The sequence below is a fragment of the Desulfonatronum zhilinae genome, assembly GCF_900182865.1.
In the GTDB taxonomy this organism is placed as follows: domain Bacteria; phylum Desulfobacterota; class Desulfovibrionia; order Desulfovibrionales; family Desulfonatronaceae; genus Desulfonatronum; species Desulfonatronum lacustre.
Map to the genome: position 1 here is coordinate 140,525 of NZ_FXUJ01000001.1, position 21,790 is coordinate 162,314.

Genomic DNA, 21,790 nt, shown 5'->3' on the forward strand with positions numbered 1-21,790 from the left:
CGATCAGTCGGAATGGTCGAGGAACCATTCAATTACGCGCATCGCGACTTCAGTTTTCGCCAGGACCGGCCAGGACTCTCTTCGTCCGCAACGGCTGATGACGTGCACTTGATTGGTGGCGGTTCCGAATCCGCTGTCGGGACGAGACACGGAATTGGCCACGATCAGGTCGAGGTGCTTTTCATGCAGCTTCAGCTGCGCGTGACGAAGAATGTCGTCCGTCTCTGCCGCGAAGCCGATGATGTACTGGGAGTCCTTACGCATTCTTCCGATGTCCGCCAAAATGTCGGGATTTTGTTCGAAGTCGAGGGTGATGCGCTCGCCTAGAGAGGACTTCTTGGCCTTGCTTTGTTGCTCGGCGACGGGGCGATAATCGGACACCGCCGCGGTCAGACAAATGATGTCCATGCCCGTCGCAAGGTCGAGGCAAGCTTCGTGCATTTGCCTGGCGGAGGTAACGTCCGTTGTCGGCAAAAAGCGAGGCAACCAAAGGGACGGCGTCGGGCCTCGGACTACGGAGACCTCGGCTCCGTGCAGCCAAGCGGCCAGGGCGATGGATGCGCCCATGATCCCGGAAGAGTCGTTCGTCACAACCCGGACCGGATCTAAATATTCCCGGGTTGGTCCAAGGTTGACGAGGAACCGCCGTCCGGCAAGCTCTTGCGGCAACAGCGCCTTCAAGGCATATAAAAAAATTTCCTCGACTTCAGCCAAGCGTCCTTCACCGATTTCTCCACAAGCCATCAGTCCTGTTTCCGGGGGAACAATACCGGTTCCTCGCCCTTCCAGTTTGGAAATATTGGCCTGAACGGCGGGGGAAGACCAAATTCGTGGATTCATGGCCGGGGCATGGATGATGGGCCCCTTGAAGGAGAACAGCTGTGAGCTGAGCAGGTCGTCGCCGATGCCACCGGCGTGTTTCGCCAGGGTATTGGCCGTGGATGGGGCGACGAGAAACAGGTGGGCGTTCTGAGCCGGTTCCAGGTGGGCGTACTCGGCTTGATTCGAATCGAAAAGTCCTTCATAGACCGGTCCCGAGGTTAAGGACCGAAACTGCAAGGGCCTGACGAACTCCTGGGCTGCCGCGGTCAGAGTAACCCCGACTTGGATGTCGGCTCGTTGGAGCCGACGCATGACGTCCACGGCTCGAAATGCGGAGACGCTGCCGGTGACGCCCAACTGCAGGCGCTTTCCGGAAAAGCCGGTGAAATCAGTCTGAGGGAGAGTCATTGGGTCAGCGTGCGTTCCTGGCGCATGGTTGGCGCGGGCGCGTTGGAGGCCGTTTTGGGGGCGATCCAGATTTCCATCTGAGTGGAAAAACGTCCGTCGTGAATGTTGATGATGCAGTCACGATCCGGCTTGGTGAAAACCATGATGGTCCGTTGGTATCGGAAGGAACTGCTCATGTGCCATCCGTCCTTGAGCATGTTATTGGTAAAAAAGGTCGTCAGGGAAACCGGGTCGACACGCCCCTTGAAAACGAGCATTCCGGCTTTTACTCCCGGGGTTTCCAGGACGAAAGAAGAGCGTGGGACCAGTTTCATGTCCCGAGGCACGAGGATGTCGTCGAAATCGTAATAATAGTTTGCCGGGCCGGACGGCGTGACGGTCGGATCTGTAGTGTCGCCGTTCCCTCCGGGCTGTTTGGAAGCGCAGGAAGCGACAAACAACAACAGACAGGCTAGAAGTATACGGGTGGCGATGTTCATTGTGGGTCTCCCTTAACTAAGTGTTGAAAAAGTTGTCGGCAGTTCGTTCAAAAATCCCAAGTGCAAGGAGCAAGAAAAGTTCAAGGTTGAAGCGTATTTTTTGATACGTGAGAGGTTGAACTTTTTGCAGCGACGCAGCAATTGGGAGTTTTTCAACGGACTGTTAAGGTGTTGGTAGAGCGAGGATAACATGCCAGAAGCGGAGTATGCATCAATGGCAACAGGATCATGGCTCGCACGAGTCAAAGATGATTTTCCCAGAAACAGCGTTTCCGACAATCTTTGCCGACAATGTTTGAAAAGTGCCCGATGCACATGGAGCGTTTCGGGTTCGACAATACCGGTTTTTTTTTTGATTTTTATCGTAGACCAAGTAAACCTGGGACTCAAGAGCTAATGACTCCTGGACTGAAATCGCAAGACATCCGACCAACGTTTTGCCTCGACGCATACGACTATGACCTGCCGGAGTCATTGATCGCCCAAAATCCTCCGCAAACCCGCGATTTGTCGCGTCTTTTGATCATGGGAAAGGGCGACGAGTCGCAAGCGGTGGGGGTGTTCGACGATATCCTGGACCATCTTCCGCGACGATCACTGATCGTGGTCAATAATTCTCGCGTGGTACCGGGGCGGCTTCGAACAGTCGGGGAGCACGGAGGCGGCATGGAAATGCTCCTTCTGACGCCGCTCAATCTGTTGCGTCGCGCCCAACGCACTGAAGGGCGGAACGTCGTGGTGACGGGGGACGTGCTGCTTCGTCCGGCCAAGAAGGCCAAGGTCGGCAAGGAGTTTCAATTCAGTGAGATCCAGGCAAAAGTTCTGGAAAAAGGTGCGTTCGGGCAGACCAAAGTGGAATTGAGTTGGCCGTCCGAGTCGTCCCTGGAAAAGATTCTACGAGCTTCCGGAGAAATCCCGCTTCCTCCCTACATTCGCCGTCCTTCGGATCAACGAGATCTGGAGCGATACCAAACCGTCTATGCCGATGAGAAGGAGGCCGGGTCCATCGCCGCGCCGACGGCCGGGTTGCATTTCACCCCGTTGCTCCGCGACAAGCTGGTCCAAGCCGGGCATGAATGGGCCGAAGTGACGCTCTATGTCGGGTACGGCACGTTCAGCCCAATCCGATGCGACGATATTCGTGATCATCGAATGCACGGCGAGTACGTGAAGCTCTCCACGCATACAGTGGATGCCGTACGCCGGGCAAAGCAGGAAGGCCGGACGGTTATCGCCGTGGGGACGACCAGCATGCGCACCCTGGAGGGCGTTGCAGCCATCCGGGGCGGGGCGGAGCCGTTTGAAGGGTGGTTGGACACGTATATTTATCCGGGTTTCGAGTTTCAGATCGTGGACGGGCTGATCACCAATTTCCACCTTCCAAAATCCAGCCTGTTGGTCCTGGTCAGCGCCTTTGCCGGTCGGGAACGAATTCTCGCCGCCTACCGAAGGGCCGTGGCCGAAGGGTTTCGTTTTTTTTCATACGGTGACGCGATGTTCATCCGTCCATAATGCTTTGCGGCGAAGAAAGTTTTCAGGGTGACTTTTCAAAACACCTCGGTTCGCGTACATGCTGACAAGCCGTCCATACCGACGGAATTTATTCAGAGTTCCGACCTGGAGGAAAAATGATGAGACCAATCGAGTTTCGGGAAGACCGGTGCAAGGGCTGCGCCCTGTGCATGACGGTTTGTCCCAAGGAAATCATCACCATGTCGTCACGATTCAACACGTCCGGTTACAAGGTCGTCGAGGTTCGTGACGAAGTGGTGGAAGAGTGCACGAGTTGCGCGGCATGCGCGTTGATCTGTCCGGACTACGCCATATCCGTATGGCGCAAGCCGGCAAAAGACAGGAAAGGAGAGATCGCCGATGTCCACGCCGGGTGAACGAGTCTTGATCAAAGGCAATGAGGCTATTTGTCGCGGTGCCGTGGATGCCGGGTGTCAGTGCTTTTTCGGCTACCCCATCACGCCGCAGAACGATATTCCCGAATACATGTCCAAGGTCATGCCCAACCTCGGGCGCGTCTTCGTCCAGGCGGAAAGCGAGGTGGCCGCTGCCAACATGCTCTTGGGCGCGGCAGCCTGCGGGGTGCGGGCCATGACCTCGTCGTCGAGTCCGGGAATCTCCCTGAAGCAGGAGGCGATTTCCTACATGGGCGGTACGGAACTGCCCGCCGTGATCGTGAACATCAGCCGCGGCGGACCAGGGTTGGGCGATATCGGCCCGTCCCAGGGCGATTATTATCAGGCCGTCAAAGGCGGGGGACACGGTGATTACCGGCAGCTCGTCCTGGCGCCCGGCACGGTGCAGGAAGCCTATGACCTGATCGGCAAGGCCTTTGATTTGGCTTTTGCCTACCGGAATCCCGTGATGCTCCTCGGTGACGCGATTATCGGTCAAATGATGGAACCCGTGACCTTGGGCAGCCCCAAGGAAGCGCAAAAAGTCGATCCTGACCTGGGTTGGAACCTGACGGGCAAGGGACGACGCGATCCACGGCTGTTGAAGTCCCTGCATCTGACCGACGGCGCCCTGGCAGGCCACAATATTCGCTTGCGGGACAAATATGCGTCCATGGAACGCGATGTGCTTTTTGAAAATTTTCTCGTGGACGACGCCGAACTGATCGTAGTCGCCTTCGGATCCATCGGGCGGATCGCCAAGAGCACCATTCGCAAGCTGCGGGCGTCCGGCAAAAAGGTCGGCCTGCATCGGCCCATCACCCTGTTTCCCTTTCCCAGCCAGGAGTTGAACAAACTGGCCGCGGAGGGCAGGCGTTTTCTGACCATCGAGCACAACCTGGGGCAGATGGTGGACGATGTTCGTTTGGCCGTCAGAAAGCACGCGGATTCGGATTTTTATGGCCATATGCCCGGCAATCTGCCGACTCCGGAAGACTTTGAACAACCCATCCTTGCGGCATTGGGGGTGAACTCATGAAAAACGGTAAGGCGGCTTTCACCTTGCCCGGCGTGCTGGCGGACGTTCCGACCCACTATTGCCCGGGCTGTCAACACGGCGTGGCCCAACGCCTGGTCGCGGAATGTCTGGATGAACTGGCGCTGTCCGAAAAAGCCATCTGCATCGGCTCCATCGGGTGTTCGGTGTTCATCTACAACTACCTGATGGTGGACTGCGTGGAAGCGCCCCATGGGCGTGCCCCGGCCGTGGCCACCGGCGTCAAGCGAGCCCGGCCTGAGGCCGCGGTATTTACCTATCAGGGGGACGGCGACCTGGCTTCCATCGGCATGGCCGAAACCATGCACTGCGCCAACCGCGGGGAACGGGTGACCATCATCTTCGTGAACAATACGGTGTACGGGATGACCGGCGGCCAAATGGCTCCCACCACCATGATCGGGCAGCGGACTACCACTTGTCCGGGGGGGCGATGCGCGGACAACGAGGGCGAGCCCATCAAAATGACGGAGATCATCGCCTCTCTCGGTGGGACCGCTTACGCGGCCCGGGTGGCGGTGGACTCGGTCAAGCACGTTCGGGCGGCCAGGAAGGCCGTGCGCAAGGCTTTTGAAGCGCCTTTGAACAACCTCGGCCTGGGGTTCGTGGAAATCCTGGCCACCTGCCCCACCAATTGGAAGATGACTCCGGTACAGGCCAACAAGCGCATCTCCGAAGAGTTGATCCCCTATTTCCCATTGGGTACATACAAGGACCTAATGGGGGAGCAAGCCGCTGAAGGAACGGAGGTGGAGCGATGAGCGGATATCAAGATGTCATCGTGGCCGGATTCGGCGGTCAGGGGGTCATGCTGATCGGAACGCTTCTGGCCTACGCGGCCATGGAAGACGGGCTCAACGTGACCTACCTGCCGGTCTACGGCCCGGAAATGCGCGGCGGTACGGCGAACTGCACCGTTGTCGTCTCCAAGGAGGACATCGGTTCGCCGATCATCCACCTGCCCAAGTCGTTGATCGCCATGAACCGTCCGTCACTGGACAAGTTTCAGCCTCGGGTCCAGGACGGGGGCGTCGTGGTGGTCAATTCCTCCCTGGTGGACATGGAGCTGGCCGACACGGCGCGGGTTCGGGCCGTGGGCGTTCCGGCCAATGAGATCGCCGACAGCCTCGGCAACACCAAGATGGCCAACATGGTGGCCATCGGGGCGTACGTTCAACTGACCGGCGTCGTGCCGCTGGACGTGCTCAAAGCCAGCCTGAAGAAGGTCATTTCTCCGAATTACGCGAAAATGATTCCCGCCAATGAACAGGCAATTCAGGCCGGAGCCGACGCGGTCCGTGCCTAAGCCTTCGTGATGACCGTAGGGGCGGGTTTGAAACCCGCCCTTACCCTTCTTCGCCATGACTACAAGCAATCCAGTTTTCATCCCTGAGCGACTCTACGGAATCATCGGACATCCGTTGGGGCACAGCTTGAGCCCGCTGCTCCACAACTGGGGCTTCCAACACTACAATTTGGGGGCCGTGTATTGTCGGTGGCCGATGCCGACGGACCGACTGCCGGAGTTTATCACGGCCCTGCGGACCCTGCCGATCCAGGGCGTGAGCGTGACCATTCCCCACAAGCGAATGGTCATGCCCTACCTGGACGGCCTGACCGCGGACGCTCTTCACGCCGGAGCCGTGAACACGCTGTTTTGGAGCGGTGAGGAACTCTGGGGCGATAATACCGACGTCCAGGGTTTTTTGGCTCCGCTGACGGCTCGGCGGAGTCAGATCAGGACGGCGCTGGTCCTTGGCGTTGGGGGGGCTTCCAGAGCCGTGGTATGGGGCTTGAAGCGGATCGGTGCCGAACGGATCGCAGTCTGCGGACGCAGCCCGGAAAACGCGGAATCCCTGGCTCGGGAAGCGGGATGCGAACAGCTTTCCTGGGAAGAACGCGGGCAATGGAGCGGAGACCTGCTGGTCAACGCCACTCCGTTGGGCATGTCCGGAAAATTGGGGGGAATAAGCCCTTGGCCCGGCAAAATGTTCAATATTCGAATCGCCTACGACCTGATCTACAATCCCCAGGATACCTGTTTTCTCCGTCAAGCCGAGGAAAGCGGCATCCAGACCATCGGCGGGTTGGAGATGTTCATCGCCCAGGCCCAGGGTCAGTTTCGCCTCTGGACCAAAAAAGAACTCCCGAACGGAACCGTTCGGGAGTTGCTTGTGTCCGCTTTGAGCGGAACCGGATAAATTCGGAGCAAATGCCGCGACGTGCGCTAGCGGGTGACGTAAATCTTGAGATTGTCCCCGGGGCGGATCAAACCGTTGCGAGGCAATTTGTTCCACGCGACCAGATTGCTGGTGGTCACGCCGTAGCGCTGGGCGATGCGCCACAAGGTGTCGCCGCTGCGGACCCGGTATTGGACCACATTGGTCGCGGCAGACGCTGTCCGTGTACCTGAGCGTTCGATCTGGGGGATGTACAAGCGTTGCCCGACGCGTAAGGTAGAGCCGGTCGTTATGCCGTTGGCCTGGGCCAGGGTTTGAACGGTGACGCCGTGTCGCCTGGACAGGCTCCACAAGGTGTCTCCGGACTGGACCACGTGATTGGCCCGTTGGCTGGCCCGTTCCCGGGTTGCGGAGGCTCCCCCGGTTTGCTGCGCAGCGGCCACTGCTGCTGGGGATGCCGGGACCATGACCGATTCACCGATTCGTAAGGTATTGCTGGTTCGGTTATTGATTCGTTTCAATACATCAATTGGCGTGTCGAAGCGGGAGGCGAGGACATACCACGAATCACCACGACGTACCTGGTAACGATGAAACCCTGAAAACGGAGCAGCTGCGGGTTTTTTAAGGTAGGCCTGCACGGTTGCCTGCTTGTCCTCGGGTACGAAGATGGACAGGTTCATTCCCGGAGGGCTGACCTGACGGCGAAACGCGGGGTTGAGTTGGCGAAAGGTGTCCCAGTTCATGCCGCAGGAGTTGGCCAGGGCTACGAGGTCGGTCCCGCCCTTGATCTCAATTTCCGCCAGTTTCGGGGTGTTGTCCCAGTCGATGGGATCAAAACCCAGTTCTTCCAGGTTTTGGATAATTTTCAAAATGGCCATGAACTTGGGGACGTAGTGCCGAGTTTCCAAAGCCAGCAGGTTGTTGATGGCGGCTAGGTCGAAGTAGTTGTCCGTCCCGCTGCGCTGCATGGCCCTGGAAATACGTCCCTCCCCGGCGTTGTAGGCGGCCAGGGCCAGGTTCCAGTCCCCGAACATGTCATACAGCCGGGAGAGGTAGGCGGCGGCGGCATGGGTGGACATTCGGGGGTCGCGGCGTTGATCGAGCCACCAATCAAAGGTCATGCCGAAGGATTGACCGGTCCTGGGCATGAATTGCCACATGCCTCCGGCGCCGGCACGGGAATAGGCCATGGGATTGTAGCCGCTTTCCAGGAACGGAAGATAAATCAAATCATGAGGCAAGCCGTATTCGGCGAAGATGTCGCGGACCTCGGGAAGAAACCGCTCGGACCGCTTCAACCACATATCGAAACGATCCCGCCCTTCATGGGTGAAGTAGCGAAAAAAACGTTCGACTTCCTTGGTCTCCTGAATATCCAGGACGAATTCGAACTCCAGAGGCGACTCCAGGGCCTTTTGCTCCGCTTCCGTCAGCGGAGTGTCGGTATCCACGTCGATCCGACCGTACGCATCAAGAGGAGGGTCCAGGAGAGAACGGTGTTCTTCCCCATCAAGCAGGATCGAAGCGCCGGGTTGTCCTTCGGCGACGATTCGAGCATCCTTGACCCCATCGGGCAACGCGCTCTGGGGAGACGGTTTTTGATGGCCCGCACAGGCGGACAGCAGTAATACCGTCACCAAGGCGAGGAAAGACAGTCGGATGTTCATGTGGTCTCCATGGGCATGGGGGCTCATGAGGGATATGGGTGAGCGATCCCATTGATATTTCAAAAAGATTTCCTGATTAAGTCGTTACCAGCGTGGTCATTTAACGGAAAACATACTGAAATGCAAGATAAAATTCTGAAAAGAGCACAGAGCGACAACATGAAGCAAGATATTGACGAAGATCGAGGCTGTTGGACCGTGGGACGCAAACCGGTTCAAGAGGTCTTGTTTTCCAAACCGGAACAGGTGGACCTGGTCTATATCCAGGACGGGGTCAGGTCGCATGCCCTGGAACGCATCGTGGACGTCTGCAAGAGCCAGAAAGTCCGCTACCGCAAGGTCTCTGATGCGGAGATGCGGCGTATTCATTCCGGGAACCATCAGGGCGTGCTGGCCCGGATATTTCAACCGGGCTTCACGAACATGGCCGCTGTCCTGGAACGGGCCGCGACGGCTCCCCTGCCACTGGTCCTGGCCTTGGATCAGGTCCAGGATCCCGGGAACCTGGGGACTCTGGCCAGGACCATGGTCGCCCTGGGTGGAGCGGGAATCATCCTGCCCAAAAATCGAACGGCGTTCCCAGGTGCCGTGGCTGCCAAAGCCAGCGCCGGAGCATTGAACCGACTGCCCATCGCCCATGTGACCAACCTGGCCAGAAGCCTGGAATACTGCGCGGATCAGGGCTTTACGGTGTACGGAACGGTGGTCGGTGTCGGCGCGGAAAATCTGTTCTCGTTCACCCCGACCTTTCCGGCCGTGCTGGTGCTGGGCAACGAGGACAAGGGCATTCGGCCCAATGTCCTCAAACGATGCGACCGCAAACTGTTCATCCCCATGCCGGGGGAGATGCAATCCCTGAATGTGGCCCAGGCCGGCGCCATGGCCCTGGCCATGTTCGCCCGGGCCAAGACGTTGGGCTGATCGGGTATTGAGCTGATTGGGTGTTGAGCTGATCGGGTGAAGATCGTGATGGGGTGAGATCACCCCCGGGACTCGAAGTCGATCCGCGGGTCGATCAGGGTGTACATCAGGTCGCCTGCCAGGTTGAGCAGGAGTCCCAGGAGGGTGAAGATGTACAGGGTTCCGAACATCACCGGATAGTCCCGGTTGATGGCCGCCTCGAAGCCCAGCAGGCCAAGCCCGTCCAGGGAGAAAATCACCTCGATGAGCAGGGCGCTGGTGAACAGGATGCCGATGAAGGCGCTGGGGAAACCGGCGACCACGATGAGCATGGCGTTGCGGAACACGTGGCCGTAGAGCACCCGCCGTTCCGCGAGGCCCTTGGAGCGGGCCGTGATCACGTATTGCTTGTTGATCTCTTCCAGGAAGGAGTTTTTGGTGAGCATGGTCAGGCTGGCGAATCCGCCGATGACCATGGCCGCCACGGGCAGGGTCAGATGCCAGAAATAATCCAGAACACGCATGGGCCAGTTCAGTTCGTGCCAGTTCTCCGACGTCAGGCCGCGCAAGGGAAACAGGTCCAGAAAACTGCCTCCGGCAAACAACACGATCAGGAGGACGGCGAACAAAAAACCGGGAATGGCGTAGCCTACGACGACCACGGCGCTGGTGGCCACGTCGAAGGCGGACCCGTCCCGAACCGCCTTGCGAATCCCCAGGGGAATGGAAATGGCGTAAACCAACAGGGTCGTCCACAGCCCCAGGGATATGGAAACGGGCATTTTCTGGAGAATCAGCGAAACCACGGTTTGGTCGCGGTAAAAGCTCTGACCGAAGTCGAACCGCAGGTAATTCCCTATCATTTGGACGAATCGGGTCACCGGGGGCTGGTCGAACCCATACATCCGCTCCAGTTCCGCGATCAGCTCCGGATCGATGCCTTGGGCTCCGCGATATCGGGACTGGTCCGCTTCCGAAAGGTGGAGGGCCTGCATCTCGCCCCGGTCCGTGCCGGCAATGCGCCCCGTGGCCGCGACGTCATGGCCGCGCAGTTGCGCGATCACCCGCTCCACCGGACCGCCGGGCGCGGCCTGGATAATGATGAAGTTCAGGACCATGATCCCCAGCAGCGTGGGAATCATCAGCAGCAGGCGGCGCAGGATGTAGGCGGTCACGGCGGGTTTCTCGGCGAACGACGGGTTCGACTGTTCTGGCTGGTTGAAGGAATCTTGGGCCTGAAGGCGGCTACTTCACCCACCAGGAGTCCAGGGCCAGGCCGTACCTGGGGGTGATCTCCGGCCGGGCGAGTTTGTCCCAATATGCCACGCGGAATTCTCTGGAATGCCAGTGCGGGACGACATAGTGGCCCCGGAGCAGCACTCTGTCCAGAGCCCGGGTGCGGGTGATCAGGTTGTCCCGATCCGGAGCGCCGATGACCAGATCCACCAGCTCGTCCACAACCGGATCACGGATTCCGGCGATGTTCCGGGAGCCCGGAGTAGCCGCCGCCTCGGAGGTCCAAAAGTCGCGTTGCTCGTTGCCCGGAGACAAAGATTGGGGGAACAGACCCACGGTCATGTCGAAGTCGAAGTCATTCATCCGGTTCTGGTATTGAGTGGCGTCCACGGTGCGCACCCGGGCGGTGATGCCCAGCCGTTCCAGGTTGCGGGCATAGGGCAGGCAAACCCGCTCAAAGACCGAATCGTTGAGCAGAATTTCGAATTCCATGGCCTCCCCTCCGGAAGCGTGGCGCAGCTTGCGGTCTCTGCCTGAAATGGTCCAACCGGCCTGCTCCAAGAGAGCCAAGGCCCGACGGAGGTTTTCGCGGATATTGCCGGACCCGTCCGTGGCCGAGGGCTGAAATTTCGCGGTGAAGATCTCTTCCGGCAAAATGTCCCGGCGAGGCTCCAGCAGGGCCAGTTCCTCCGGGGAAGGCAGGCCGGAAGAGGCCAGTTCAGAGTTGGAGAAGTAGCTTCTGGTCCGGGTGTAGGCACCGTGAAAGAGATTGGCGTTGGACCATTCGAAGTCGAAGACCTCGGCCAGAGCCTCCCGGACCAGGGGGTCGCGGAACATCGGTCGGCGGGTGTTGAAGACGAAGCCCTGCATGCCCGTGGGCAATTCGTGGGCAATCTCCTCCATCACGATCCGGCCCTGGCGCAGGGCCGGCCCGTCATACCCCGTGGCCCAATTCCGGGCCACATTTTCCTGTCGGAAGTCGTATTGCCCGGCCTTGAACGCTTCCAGGGCCACGTTCACATCCCGGTAATAGTCGTAACGCATGACGTCGAAGTTGTACCGACCACGGTTCACGGGCAGGTCCGCGGCCCAGTGGTCCTGCACCCGCTCGTAGGTGATGGACCGTCCGGGTTCCACACGAACGATGCGGTACGGGCCGCTGCCCAAGGGGATGTCCAGGGTCGTGCGTTCAAAATCCCGGTTTTCCCAATACGCTTTGGACAGAACGGGCATCTGGCCGATGATCAGAGGCAGTTCGCGGTTCACTGCTTCCCCGAAAGAAAAGCGGACTTGGCGGGGGCCGATTTCTTCCGCGGAGGCCACGTTGGCGTAATAGGCCCGGTAGAACGGATGGCCTTTGGTCTGAAGCAGGTGCAGGGTGAAAATGACATCCTCCACCGTGATGGGCGAGCCGTCATGGAACCGGGCCTCCTCCCGCAAAGTGAACGCCACCCAGGAGTGATCCTCCGGGATTCGCATGCTTTCGGCGATCAGGCCGTATTCTGAAAACGGCTCGTCCTGGGACCGCTCCGTCAAGGTCTCGAAGATCATCCCGATTCCCAAAGGGGGCGTGCCGCGCAGGATAAAGGGATTCAGGCTGTCGAAGGTCCCGATGCCGGCGAGCCGCAACTCTCCGCCCTTGGGCGCTTCCGGATCGACATATTCGAAATGGGAAAAATCAGGCGGATATTTCAGGTCATAATGCAAGGCCAGCCCATGTCGCCAGGGCGGTTCAGCGCCGGATGACGCGGGCGCGGCCAGGAACAGGGTGAAAACCAGAAGCAGGGCAAATCGGAAATGAAGCTGGAGTGCGGGCATGGGTCCTCGCTTTGCATGATCGATGGGCGAAGTTGAGATGGAGCTCTTTCGCCTAAGGCTTTCCAGGAGAATACGGAACCATGAATGGCGAAGCAAGGGGATTCGAAAAGGAATCGAGGTAAGCGGGACTGCTCGTTCCGCGGCCCCTGCCCTTCCGCGATGACACCTGGGGTGGACTGGGCTATGATGGGAAGCATGCAGCGCGTTGAACTGGCCGACGGGCGGTCCTGTCCTTACCGGATTCAGGAGTCCGGTCGCGCCCGAAGAATCCGGCTCAGGCTGTCCGCGGCCGAGGGCATGGTGGTGATCGTGCCCGCCGGGGCGGTTCCGCCTCGCGAGGATCTGGAGCGACTGATCCAAACCAAATCCCGCTGGATCACCCGCCATCTGCTCCGGTTCGCACAACAGGAACGCACGGAGTGGGCCGGGGATCTCGCGTTGCCGGGGTGTATCCATCTTCCAGCCATTAATGAACACTGGGATGTCCGGTATGCCGATCCTGACCCGAACCAAGCGTCTTCGTCGACCCGGGTGCGCGTCGCGACCCAAGGTGTGCTCCAGGTTTGCGGGCCGGAGTCGGGCCGACACGAAGACCGCGCCCAAGCGCTTCGGGCCTGGGTCCGTGCCAAAGCCGCCGCCGTGTTGCCGGGTTGGCTGGACGAACTGGCGCGTGACCTGCGAATGCCCTTTTCCCGGGTCACCATCCGCGACCAGCGCACGCGGTGGGGAAGCTGCTCCCGCCACGGGCGCATCAGCCTGAACTGCAAGCTGCTCTTCCTGCCCCGCCCCTGGGCCCGCTACGTCCTGATCCACGAACTCTGCCACACCCGAATCATGAACCACGGCCCGGACTTCTGGAGCTTGGTGGCCATGCACGAGCCGCAAGCGCTGCGTATCCGCGCTGAAATGCGTACGGCTTGGCGGAAACTGCCGGCCTGGTTGACCATGTCGTTGAACTGAAGACAAAAAATCTTCCGTCGTTCCCGCCCTTCGGAGGTCTCGTGCTATCCACTCCGACTGCCTGGTCGCCCTGCCGATGCATTCATTTATTGCGCTTGGCCAGTGAAAACCTCGGCGCTTTTCGCCGGGCAAGTATTTCGACCACGTCGGCCAAGGAAGAAAAGCACGGACAGGGCCGCCAGCAGGATCAACCAATCTCCGGTGAGTCGGTCATGAGCGGCAATGGTGCAGCCGCCGCCACCGCCACCGCCGTTTTCGTTCTCCGCTTCAAGAATTTTTTCGTAAAAGGTTTGAGCGATGATTTCCATTCCGGCGCTGTTGGGGTGCAGTCCGTCGGGGAGGAGGTACTGGCCTTCCCAGCCAAGGACCGGGGCCACGTCGGCCACGAGATAGCCGAACTCAGCGGCTCTGGCTTTGATGACTTCGTTCAGGTTGAGGATGGCGTTTTTTCTGCCGATTTTTGGTCCGTCCACCGGGGTGATCGTAGACATGACGGGTATGGATTTGTTCTCCGTTGCCTTCCGGGCAATGGTTAACAAATCGTTGGCAATAGTGTGAGCGGATCGTTCCATGACGTCGTTGGCACCGTACATGATCAGTACGTAACCGGGTTTGAAGCGCCGCAGAAAATAGTCGGTGACTTGCACGCCATGATAGGCGCGTGCGCCCCCGGAGCCCCCATTGACCACTGTTCTTCCGATCAGTGCCTGCAATTGGGCCGGGTACGTCTCTTCCTGCGTTACGAAGGGGTATCCGGCGGTGATGCTGTCACCCAGGGCCACGATGACGTTGGGGTCGTTGTCGCCGAAATCATGAGCTGGAACCGACTCTCGCTGCGGAGTGGTCGCTCTTTTTGAAAGGAGGTCCTCGAACGCGAAGGCTGGCTGTACCGCCAGGGCGAGCAGCAGGGTGAAAATCCCCAGGACGGCGATGATCATTCGATGCATGACGGTGTTCTCCGTTGAACAATAGAGTGGCGCGGAAAAGGGGCTTTCTGGATACATTGCCGACGCCGTGCCGGGGTTTTGACCCTTGGCGAAGGGCCCCCTCGGCACGGAAACCGCGGTCATGACGACCTCAGTTTCGAGGTTGTTCATGAATAGCTGGCAGTTGTTAGTCGCTGCCAGCCAGCCATGTCAACCACCGTTTCGCGACGGCAAGATGAGGATCGTGTTCAAGCAAAGATGTGGAGTCCGTACGTCAGGAACACGTCGAATGGCGTGAAAAATGCGGGCGAGGATGGAGCGATCCTTCGCGAGGTGCCCCGGCTTGGGGAGGGCCCTGTGGGGAGTGGGTGTCGAAGATGTGGTGGACGGTGATCAGCTACTCAAACTTGTCGTAGAAAATGTTCGGTTCCTGAAGGCCGCGCTGTTTCATGGCGTCGACGCAGGCGTCGATGAGGTTGGAGGAGCCGCAAAGGTAGGCTTCGTAGGCCGTGGCGTCCGAAATGTACTTGGGCAGGACCGCGGGGATGCGGCCGCGTTCACCCTTCCAGTCGGAATCGGGATCTTCCCTGGTCAGGCAAGGCACGTAGCGGAAGTTGGGCAGCTCCTTTTCCAGGGCGAAGAGTTCCTCGGTGAAGAACAGGTCGTCCTGATTGCGGCCGCTGAAAAAGTAGATCGCCTCACGGTCGTCTCCGCGTTCGCGCATGTCTCGCAGAATACTCCAGATCGGGGCCATGCCGCTGCCTCCGGCCAGAAATACCGCCGGGGCCTTGGTGTCGGAGAGCTTGAAGTCGCCGAAGGGACCGCTCAAGAAAACCTCCTCCCCTTCCTCAAGAAGGTCGAAGACCCAGGTGGTGCAGATACCATCGGGCACCTTGCGGATGATCACTTCCACATGGCGGTTGTCCGAGGGCATGGAGGAGATGGAGTAGGCGCGCATGACCGCGTCGTTGCCGGCGTAGTCCCGGGATTCGAGCTGGATGTATTGGCCGGCGACAAATTCGATGAATTCCGGTTGGTTCAAGGCAATGCGCAGTTCCACCACATCGTAGGTCAGCTTGCGCTTGTGGACCAGCTTGCCCTGGAAGCGCTTGGCCAGGAACAGTTCGTCCGGGATGGCCAGCTTGATGTCTCCGCGGACCTTGACCTGGCAGGACAGCCGGACGTTGGCCTTGAGATCCTCGGGTGTCAGGTAGGGTTCTTCCACGGGGCTGACCATCCCCCCGCCGTCCAGGACCTGGACCTTGCAGTAAGCGCAACTGCCCCGTCCGCCGCAGGCCGAGGGAATGAAGATGTCGTTGTCGGCCAGACTGGAGAGCAGGGAGGAACCGCCGGTGACGACCAGGGACTTCTTGCCGTCGTTGATGTCCAGGGTGCAGGGGCCGTAGTTCAGGATGCGGCGTTCGGCGAAAACGAGCAGGATGGCCAGCAGGAGGGTCATGCCGGACAGAAAGCCGACGGCGAGACCGATGGAAGCGAACATAAAACGTCGTGTGGATGGAGGTTGGGAGGAAGCGCCGTGTTCGTGGCGTCGTTTCGGTTCTGGACGTCGTCGTTAAATCCGGATCATGCCGGAAAATCCGACAAAGGCCAGGGACATGATCCCGATGACGATCAGGGTGATCCCCGGCCCGGCCAGTCCGCGGGGCAGGGCTTGCTCGTTGATCTTCTCGCGGATGCCGCCGATGATGGCGATGGCCAGGGCCCAGCCCGTGCCGGCTCCGGCCCCGTAGGCCAAGGTCTGGAGCAGGTTGTAGGGCGTGCCCAACATGAACAGCGAGACGCCGAGGATGGCGCAGTTGACCGTGATCAACGGCAGGAATATCCCCAGGGCGTTGTAGAGCCCCTCGGAGATGCGTTCCACGACCATTTCCACGAACTGGACGAAAGCGGCGATGACCACGATGAACACGATCAGCCGCAAATACTCCAGCTCCAGAGGCACCAGCAGATACCTGTAGACGAGATAATTCAGCCCCGAGGTGCAGGTGGTCACGAAAATCACCGCCGCCCCCAGTCCCAGACTGGTGTCCACTTTCTTGGACACGCCCAGGACCGAGCACATGCCCAGGAAACGGGTCAGAAGAATATTGTCCGTAAAGGCCGCGGAAATAAAAATGAGCATGACCGAGGCAAAGCTGGTCAGGTTGGCGGCGTCTTCCATGCGTCCCTCCTCAGGGGAAAACCGGTTCGGGAACTCTTAGACCGGCTCAATTCGTCTGGCAAGCACCCGGGGGCGATGCACCGGGCCGATGGGGTTTCGGCCGCGGACCACGTTCTACTTCCCATCTTCATACGTCCGTTCATCCACCAAAGGCGGAGCATTTTCATCCAGCCTTTCACCGTCGCCGAGAATTCTTACTTCCGGGCGCAGCTTCAACCCTTCCTGGAACACGGCCTGGATTTTTTCCGGTTCCACGGCCTCGCTGAGCTCCACCCGCAGTTCCAGGCGGTCCTTGCCCTTGGGGTTGGACACCACCACCTGCCACCGGGCCACGGGCGGGATACGGCACATGGCCTGGGCCACCTGGTGCGGATAGATGAACTGTCCCTTGACCTTGGCCGTGTCGTCGGCCCGGCCCAGGATGCCGGCCAGTTTGGGGGCGGTGCGTCCGCAAGCGCAAGGTTCGGTGACCAGCCGGGAAAGGTCCCCGGTGGCGAAGCGAATCAGCGGATACACGGGATTGAACGGGGTGACCACCACCTCGCCGATCTCGCCGGCTGGAAGCGGCTCGCCGGTTTTTGGGTCGCAGATTTCCACCAGGCAGCGCGAGGACAGGTGCATCCCACCAAGGGCCGGGCACTCGTAGGCGATGCAGCCCAAATCCGCGGTGCCGTACCCCTGACGGACCAGCATGTCGAAACTGCTTTCCAGGTCCTGGCGCACGGACTCGGTCAGCCGCTCCGCGGCCACGAAGGCGGTTTTGAGCTGGAAGTCCCGACGCGGCTCCTTGCCCTGCCCCACTGCCTTGTCCCGGATGACTCTCAAAAAGCTGGCCATGCCCACGAACCCGGTCACCGGCCAAGCGGTCATGATCTCCACCTGCTGCATGGTATTGCCCGGTCCGGCCGGGATTACGGCGCAGCCAAGTTCGCGGAGCGGCTCCTCCAGCATCAGTCCGGCCGGAGTAAGATGATAGCCGAAAGTCATCTGCACCAGGTCGGACTTGCGAAAACCCGCGGCGTAAAACGCCTCGGTCCAACCCCAAAAATCCCGGCCAGGGCCTTCGGGGTCGGCGATGGGTCCGGGGGAAAAGTAGAGTCGGCGCAGATCGCCCAGGTCCGTGGTCAGCAGCCCGCCCAGACGCGGACCGGAGCATTGCAGGTCGATCAACTGCTTCTTGCGCAGCACCGGAATACGGGACCAGTCTTGCGGAGAATCGATGTCCTCCGGCGTCAGCCCAACGCCCTCCAGCCTGGCCTTGAACGCGGGCGCCTCAATCCAGGCGCGGCGAACCAGATCCCTGGCCGCCCGCCATTTACCGTCTCGGCGTTGTTCCTCGGGTTCCCGCTCCATTTCGTGAAACATGCCGTCCTTGCGCGATGCGTCGTCCATGGATAGCTCCTTTCTTCTGGTTCTGATGTCGATGCGGTGGGAGGCCCTGTGAAAGGCTCGGGCGGCGCGCCCATGTCCGGCTTTCCTACCGTCCCCGGCATGGTTAACCCGAACAAGGCGAATGTTCAACATCGTGGCCGATGAAAACGTGCCCCGAACCGTTATCTGATCCGTTGTCCGAACCGTCAATTGGGCCGCAGAAACCCGCGGACGAGCACCAGGACGATCAGGCCGGTCATGGCCGAGGCCGCCGCGATGGCGGAGAAGCCGAAAGACACGTAGAGCAAGCCGGCCAAGGCGCTGCCCGCGGCGTATCCGATGTTTTCCAGGGACGCGGACAGGCTCAGGTAGCGGCCCAGTTCTCCGGCGGGAACCAGTTCGGTTTGCAGGGCCCGAAAGGCGCTGCCCCGGGCCGCGGCGCAACCCATGATCAGGGCGAAGAGCAGGTACGCACCGCCGGGCCAATGGAGCAGCAACGGACTGACGAGCATGAACAGCCCCACTCCCAGGGAGCCGAAGATGATCAAGCCGTAGCGCCCGATCCGGTCCGAGAGCCGGCCCATGACCACGCTGCTGATCACCACGGCCACGCCGCCGATGGAAAAGACCCAGGCTACTTGCTGGCTGGTCAGCAGCAGGGAGCGCTCCATCCATAATGGAAAGAACGGGACGAACAACCCCATGCCGCCGAAAAGACAGACTCCAACCCCGCACCCGGCCAGCAACCGGGGAGTCGTCAGATGCCGGCGCATGTCCCTGAGCATTGCCGGCCAGGAGATGGACGGGGTGGGCGGCAGGGTCGGCATCCAGCGCCAGGCCAGCCAGCCCGCTGCGGTCATGAGCAGCCCCAGCAAGACGAAGGGCAGGCGGTCGTCCATGACCCCGGAGAGAAAGGCCCCGGCCGGGACCCCGAAGATCTGTCCGGCGGCGAAGCCGCTAATGATCCAGCCCGTGGCCCATCCGCGATGGGACGGAGGGATGTAGTCCCCAACCGCGGCCAGAGTCCCGGTGGTCAGGGCGCCGCCGACGGTTCCGGCCAGGACCCGCATCAGGAGCATGGCCGAATAGGAGTGGGCCCACCAATGGGCGAAGAGCACCAGGGCCATCAGGCCGCTGGCCAGCATCAACAGGCGCTTGCGCCCGAGGCGGTCGGAAATGGGCCCCCAAAACAGGGTGCAGACGCCCATGGAGATGGCGTACCCGGAAATCAGCCAGCCCAGATGGACCTCCGGAACAGCAAGGCGGACACTGATCTGGGGCAGCAACGGAGCCACGATCATGAATTGGCTCCAGGTGGCGAAGAGCAGCACCCACAATACCGCGAGGATCTTGCGGGAGGAGGCCGGGTCGTAAGTTGCCGTCGGATCAGCCGGTCCGCTTGGAGGGCTTCCTGGCGGGCCTGGCGAGGGATTGTTCTCGGTGGCGCGCGCGGGAAGCGGGACGGAAGGATCGCTGACGGGTGACATGAGGGTGCGAAAGCGGCGGTGCGCCGCTACGGAAGGCTCCCGGCGGTCGGATCAGGACTTTCCAGAGGCTTCGGGCGCTTCGGCGCAACACCGCAGCATTTTCAAGCCGTCCTCGAACAGCACTTCGATCATGTTCGGCTTGATGAACCGCTGAACGTACCCCGGGCCGAAAACCGAGTGGCTGATGACGTCGCCGTCCTCAAAGGCCGCGGTCATGGCGTAGGGCTTGACGTCCGCCGGGGCAGTTGCGGCGATCTTGCCTTCCCAAAGGGCCAGGGCCTCGGGAGAGGGCTTTTTGGGCCCCGCGGGTTTCTTGGTCGCTGAAGCCCTGGGCTTTTTTTCAGCCGGTGCTTTGGGCTGGGCGGCGGCTTTGGGAGCAGGGGGCGCCTTGGGGGGGCGGTGAGCGTGTTGCCCTCCACACACCTTGCATTGCACCTTGCCGATTTTTTCATCGATCATGACCACCACATGGTGGTCCGTGACGGTTTTGCATTTGCGACATGCCGATTCGACCGAACTGCCGGCCTGGATGGTTTCGGTGTTCATAACGATCCTTCTGAGGGGCACGTCGCTCCGAAGAGTCCGTGACCGCTGTTCCGGGTAAAAAAAGCCACAAGGAGCGTTTCCCCTTGTGGCGCGCCAAACTTGAAATCTTATCCGTTTCCCATCAAACAGGCAATGGCCGCGAAAATCGTCCTCGTGCTCAGCCGGTCCAGCTGGTTGACAACCACTTCCCCGACCCCGCGGTAATCGTGGAATGCACCTCCACCCTGTTGGTTCCGCCTCTTTGCCGAGGCCTGGGTGGATGATTTCGAGGCCTTGGTGCTGGATACCAGCAGCTGAATCCGTCGATTCCGATTCGGCCTCCAGGCGATCACAAATAAACGGGCCGGACTGAAAAGTCCGGCCCGTTTATTTTTTCACTGGTGATGGAATCCATCAAATCGGCGGAGCGATGGTCACCAAGGTCCGCATGTCCGTGGTCGCCTTGATGCCGTGGGGCACGCTGATGTCGCAGACCAGGGCGTCGCCGGGCTTGGCCGGGAGGGTTCCGTCCTTGGCCAGGAATTCCCCTTCGCCTTCAACGATCAGGATCGAAAGCTGACCTTCAATGTCGTGGGAATGGATGGGCAGTTGCTGCCCGGCCTTGAAGTTGAAGTTCAGGATTTTGAAGTAGGGGGAATCGTGCACCAGAAACTTGCTCAGCCCCAGGTCGTTGAAGCCATTGGCTTCGAACAGATTGATCTTCTTCATGACGGTACTCCTTGGTTTAAAGGTGTTGTATCTCCTCAGCACATCTTGTGTCCCCTCTTGCTCCGGCAATCGGGGTCGGGGTCGCTATCGGTATCGGAGTCGGAATCGAAACAGGAAGAATTTGGAACGCATCCCGGCGTTTTCGATTCCGATTCCGATTCCGACCCCGGCAATAGAATTACTTCGTGCTGAGTAGCTGCACTCGCTCTTACAAAGGCTGCATGCCCTTGAACTCCGCCCTGCCTTGAGGAGCTATTCGGCCTTGGCGGGTGATCACGATTTCCTGGTACGGAATGTGTTTGCCGGAGACGAGCAGGGCCCGGCGGACGATTTCGGCCAGCCCGGCGCAGCAGGGCACTTCCATGGACAACACGGTGATGCTGTTGATCCCGGCCTGGTTGAAGATGTCGACGAAGCGCTCGACATAGCTCTGGGCGTCGTCGAACTTGGGGCAGCCGAGCATGATCACCTTGCCGGGCAGCAGTTCCTGGTGCAGGGCCGGGTAGGCGGCCGGAGCGCAATCCGCGGCCACCAGCAGGTTCGCGCCCTTCAAAAACGGTGCGTGCGGGGGGATCAACCGAATCTGGACCGGCCAGTGGGTCAGGGCCGAGACCGGTTGATCCGTGGAACGCGGGCCTGAAGCGGCCGCGGAAACGCTGGGCGCGGGCTTGGCCGGGGCAAAGGTGGCCATGGCCGAGCCGGGGCATCCACAGCCCAGGGTTGGGGCCGCTTTCGGCTTCGGGTCGGCTTGCGCCTGCTCCGCGGCCTTGAGTTCGTGCAGCCGCTCCTCCACGGCTTCCTCGTCAAACGCGTCGGCCTCGCGTTTGACGACCGTGATGGCGTCCTTGGGGCAGGTGCCCAGACAGGCGCCCAGTCCGTCGCAGTATTTCTCGGCCACCAATCTGGCCTTGCCGTCAATGATTTCAATGGCCCCTTCGGCGCAGCCGGGCACGCAGATGCCGCAGCCGTCGCACAGGTCTTCGTCGATGCGTACGATATCTCTCATTTCTTTCAGGTGCGTAGTCATGGTTCGGCTCTCCTTGTTGTCGCGGTTGGCGATCGCGCCGGACGTGCTTCCCGTGCGCGTGCGTCCTGTATGCCGCATTGAGGATTCGGCCGCCTTGACCTGGGTC

General features: G+C 60.3%; 21 protein-coding genes. 8 read left to right on the forward strand and 13 right to left on the reverse strand.

Annotated features, from left to right (window positions below):
- Window positions 1-3: 3 nt before the first annotated feature.
- On the reverse strand, window positions 4-1,230 hold the full coding sequence (gene coaBC, locus AC559A_RS00640) for a bifunctional phosphopantothenoylcysteine decarboxylase/phosphopantothenate--cysteine ligase CoaBC (protein WP_498815561.1): 1,227 nt from the start codon (window positions 1,228-1,230) through the stop codon (window positions 4-6).
- Entirely contained in the window at window positions 1,227-1,709 is a 483-nt protein-coding gene (locus AC559A_RS00645) for a hypothetical protein (RefSeq protein WP_051434702.1), read from the reverse strand. Before AC559A_RS00645 ends, coaBC begins: the two co-directional genes overlap by 4 nt.
- A 408-nt stretch (window positions 1,710-2,117) precedes the next feature.
- Here AC559A_RS00645 and queA point away from each other — a divergent pair, with 408 nt between their 5' ends.
- The 6 genes from queA (at window position 2,118) to aroE (ending at window position 6,874) form a co-directional block, all read left to right on the forward strand.
- Window positions 2,118-3,221, forward strand: coding sequence for a tRNA preQ1(34) S-adenosylmethionine ribosyltransferase-isomerase QueA (gene queA / locus AC559A_RS00650; RefSeq protein ID WP_498816046.1), 1,104 nt, complete (start codon window positions 2,118-2,120; stop codon window positions 3,219-3,221).
- A 116-nt stretch (window positions 3,222-3,337) separates the two neighbouring features.
- A complete protein-coding gene (locus AC559A_RS00655; RefSeq protein ID WP_435050751.1) occupies window positions 3,338-3,598 on the forward strand; it encodes a 4Fe-4S dicluster domain-containing protein in 261 nt (86 codons plus the stop codon).
- Entirely contained in the window at window positions 3,582-4,655 is a 1,074-nt protein-coding gene (locus AC559A_RS00660; RefSeq protein ID WP_498815564.1) for a 3-methyl-2-oxobutanoate dehydrogenase subunit VorB, read from the forward strand. Before AC559A_RS00655 ends, AC559A_RS00660 begins: the two co-directional genes overlap by 17 nt.
- Window positions 4,652-5,434: a thiamine pyrophosphate-dependent enzyme gene (locus AC559A_RS00665; RefSeq protein ID WP_028572964.1), complete on the forward strand. Its 783-nt coding sequence runs from the start codon at window positions 4,652-4,654 to the stop codon at window positions 5,432-5,434. Before AC559A_RS00660 ends, AC559A_RS00665 begins: the two co-directional genes overlap by 4 nt.
- Entirely contained in the window at window positions 5,431-5,979 is a 549-nt protein-coding gene (locus tag AC559A_RS00670; protein WP_028572965.1) for a 2-oxoacid:ferredoxin oxidoreductase subunit gamma family protein, read from the forward strand. Before AC559A_RS00665 ends, AC559A_RS00670 begins: the two co-directional genes overlap by 4 nt.
- A gap of 55 nt (window positions 5,980-6,034) precedes the next feature.
- Window positions 6,035-6,874 carry a shikimate dehydrogenase gene (aroE, locus tag AC559A_RS00675; RefSeq protein WP_498815566.1) on the forward strand — a complete coding sequence of 280 codons (840 nt, stop codon included), beginning with the start codon at window positions 6,035-6,037 and terminating at the stop codon, window positions 6,872-6,874.
- 26 nt (window positions 6,875-6,900) lie between these two features.
- On the opposite strand, the gene AC559A_RS00680 is transcribed toward aroE, so the two are convergent.
- On the reverse strand, window positions 6,901-8,523 hold the full coding sequence (locus AC559A_RS00680; RefSeq protein WP_498815568.1) for a lytic transglycosylase domain-containing protein: 1,623 nt from the start codon (window positions 8,521-8,523) through the stop codon (window positions 6,901-6,903).
- A 159-nt stretch (window positions 8,524-8,682) separates the two neighbouring features.
- Here AC559A_RS00680 and AC559A_RS00685 point away from each other — a divergent pair, with 159 nt between their 5' ends.
- On the forward strand, window positions 8,683-9,444 hold the full coding sequence (locus AC559A_RS00685) for a TrmH family RNA methyltransferase (protein WP_498815570.1): 762 nt from the start codon (window positions 8,683-8,685) through the stop codon (window positions 9,442-9,444).
- A gap of 59 nt (window positions 9,445-9,503) precedes the next feature.
- On the opposite strand, the gene AC559A_RS00690 is transcribed toward AC559A_RS00685, so the two are convergent.
- Together AC559A_RS00690 and AC559A_RS00695 are read right to left on the reverse strand one after the other, a co-directional pair.
- Window positions 9,504-10,598, reverse strand: coding sequence for a microcin C ABC transporter permease YejB (locus AC559A_RS00690; protein WP_498815572.1), 1,095 nt, complete (start codon window positions 10,596-10,598; stop codon window positions 9,504-9,506).
- Window positions 10,599-10,668: 70 nt separating this feature from the next.
- Entirely contained in the window at window positions 10,669-12,477 is a 1,809-nt protein-coding gene (locus AC559A_RS00695; protein ID WP_498815574.1) for an extracellular solute-binding protein, read from the reverse strand.
- Between the two features lie 195 nt (window positions 12,478-12,672).
- Between AC559A_RS00695 and AC559A_RS00700 the strand changes: the two genes are divergently transcribed.
- Window positions 12,673-13,437 (forward strand): M48 family metallopeptidase, encoded by a 765-nt coding sequence (locus tag AC559A_RS00700; protein ID WP_498815576.1) that lies wholly within the window; start codon window positions 12,673-12,675, stop codon window positions 13,435-13,437.
- Window positions 13,438-13,523: 86 nt separating this feature from the next.
- Here AC559A_RS00700 and AC559A_RS00705 read toward each other — a convergent pair whose 3' ends face one another.
- From AC559A_RS00705 to AC559A_RS00740, 8 genes are all read right to left on the reverse strand, one after another.
- Window positions 13,524-14,375 (reverse strand): SGNH/GDSL hydrolase family protein, encoded by an 852-nt coding sequence (locus AC559A_RS00705; protein ID WP_498815578.1) that lies wholly within the window; start codon window positions 14,373-14,375, stop codon window positions 13,524-13,526.
- A gap of 385 nt (window positions 14,376-14,760) precedes the next feature.
- Window positions 14,761-15,864 (reverse strand): NADH:ubiquinone reductase (Na(+)-transporting) subunit F, encoded by a 1,104-nt coding sequence (locus AC559A_RS00710; protein ID WP_498815580.1) that lies wholly within the window; start codon window positions 15,862-15,864, stop codon window positions 14,761-14,763.
- A 72-nt stretch (window positions 15,865-15,936) separates the two neighbouring features.
- On the reverse strand, window positions 15,937-16,545 hold the full coding sequence (locus AC559A_RS00715) for an electron transport complex protein RnfA (protein WP_051434705.1): 609 nt from the start codon (window positions 16,543-16,545) through the stop codon (window positions 15,937-15,939).
- Between the two features lie 114 nt (window positions 16,546-16,659).
- A complete protein-coding gene (locus tag AC559A_RS00720; protein WP_498815582.1) occupies window positions 16,660-17,937 on the reverse strand; it encodes a phenylacetate--CoA ligase family protein in 1,278 nt (425 codons plus the stop codon).
- A gap of 185 nt (window positions 17,938-18,122) precedes the next feature.
- Window positions 18,123-19,403, reverse strand: coding sequence for an MFS transporter (locus AC559A_RS00725; protein WP_498815584.1), 1,281 nt, complete (start codon window positions 19,401-19,403; stop codon window positions 18,123-18,125).
- A 51-nt stretch (window positions 19,404-19,454) separates the two neighbouring features.
- Window positions 19,455-19,949: a hypothetical protein gene (locus AC559A_RS00730; protein ID WP_035261870.1), complete on the reverse strand. Its 495-nt coding sequence runs from the start codon at window positions 19,947-19,949 to the stop codon at window positions 19,455-19,457.
- 393 nt (window positions 19,950-20,342) lie between these two features.
- Window positions 20,343-20,657, reverse strand: coding sequence for a cupin domain-containing protein (locus AC559A_RS00735; protein WP_498815586.1), 315 nt, complete (start codon window positions 20,655-20,657; stop codon window positions 20,343-20,345).
- Between the two features lie 208 nt (window positions 20,658-20,865).
- Entirely contained in the window at window positions 20,866-21,684 is an 819-nt protein-coding gene (locus AC559A_RS00740; RefSeq protein ID WP_498815588.1) for an ATP-binding protein, read from the reverse strand.
- Window positions 21,685-21,790: the final 106 nt, after the last annotated feature.

Excerpts from the sequence above, each read along its gene's own strand:
- coaBC (WP_498815561.1), bottom strand. The coding sequence starts at position 1,230 with ATGACTCTCCCTCAGACTGATTTCACCGGCTTTTCCGGAAAGCGCCTG.
- AC559A_RS00645 (WP_051434702.1), bottom strand. The coding sequence starts at position 1,709 with ATGAACATCGCCACCCGTATACTTCTAGCCTGTCTGTTGTTGTTTGTC.
- AC559A_RS00655 (WP_435050751.1), top strand. The coding sequence starts at position 3,338 with ATGATGAGACCAATCGAGTTTCGGGAAGACCGGTGCAAGGGCTGCGCC.
- AC559A_RS00660 (WP_498815564.1), top strand. The coding sequence starts at position 3,582 with ATGTCCACGCCGGGTGAACGAGTCTTGATCAAAGGCAATGAGGCTATT.
- AC559A_RS00665 (WP_028572964.1), top strand. The coding sequence starts at position 4,652 with ATGAAAAACGGTAAGGCGGCTTTCACCTTGCCCGGCGTGCTGGCGGAC.
- AC559A_RS00670 (WP_028572965.1), top strand. The coding sequence starts at position 5,431 with ATGAGCGGATATCAAGATGTCATCGTGGCCGGATTCGGCGGTCAGGGG.
- aroE (WP_498815566.1), top strand. The coding sequence starts at position 6,035 with ATGACTACAAGCAATCCAGTTTTCATCCCTGAGCGACTCTACGGAATC.
- AC559A_RS00680 (WP_498815568.1), bottom strand. The coding sequence starts at position 8,523 with ATGAACATCCGACTGTCTTTCCTCGCCTTGGTGACGGTATTACTGCTG.
- AC559A_RS00685 (WP_498815570.1), top strand. The coding sequence starts at position 8,683 with ATGAAGCAAGATATTGACGAAGATCGAGGCTGTTGGACCGTGGGACGC.
- AC559A_RS00695 (WP_498815574.1), bottom strand. The coding sequence starts at position 12,477 with ATGCCCGCACTCCAGCTTCATTTCCGATTTGCCCTGCTTCTGGTTTTC.
- AC559A_RS00700 (WP_498815576.1), top strand. The coding sequence starts at position 12,673 with ATGCAGCGCGTTGAACTGGCCGACGGGCGGTCCTGTCCTTACCGGATT.
- AC559A_RS00705 (WP_498815578.1), bottom strand. The coding sequence starts at position 14,375 with ATGATCATCGCCGTCCTGGGGATTTTCACCCTGCTGCTCGCCCTGGCG.
- AC559A_RS00710 (WP_498815580.1), bottom strand. The coding sequence starts at position 15,864 with ATGTTCGCTTCCATCGGTCTCGCCGTCGGCTTTCTGTCCGGCATGACC.
- AC559A_RS00715 (WP_051434705.1), bottom strand. The coding sequence starts at position 16,545 with ATGGAAGACGCCGCCAACCTGACCAGCTTTGCCTCGGTCATGCTCATT.
- AC559A_RS00720 (WP_498815582.1), bottom strand. The coding sequence starts at position 17,937 with ATGGACGACGCATCGCGCAAGGACGGCATGTTTCACGAAATGGAGCGG.
- AC559A_RS00725 (WP_498815584.1), bottom strand. The coding sequence starts at position 19,403 with ATGTCACCCGTCAGCGATCCTTCCGTCCCGCTTCCCGCGCGCGCCACC.
- AC559A_RS00730 (WP_035261870.1), bottom strand. The coding sequence starts at position 19,949 with ATGAACACCGAAACCATCCAGGCCGGCAGTTCGGTCGAATCGGCATGT.
- AC559A_RS00735 (WP_498815586.1), bottom strand. The coding sequence starts at position 20,657 with ATGAAGAAGATCAATCTGTTCGAAGCCAATGGCTTCAACGACCTGGGG.
- AC559A_RS00740 (WP_498815588.1), bottom strand. The coding sequence starts at position 21,684 with ATGACTACGCACCTGAAAGAAATGAGAGATATCGTACGCATCGACGAA.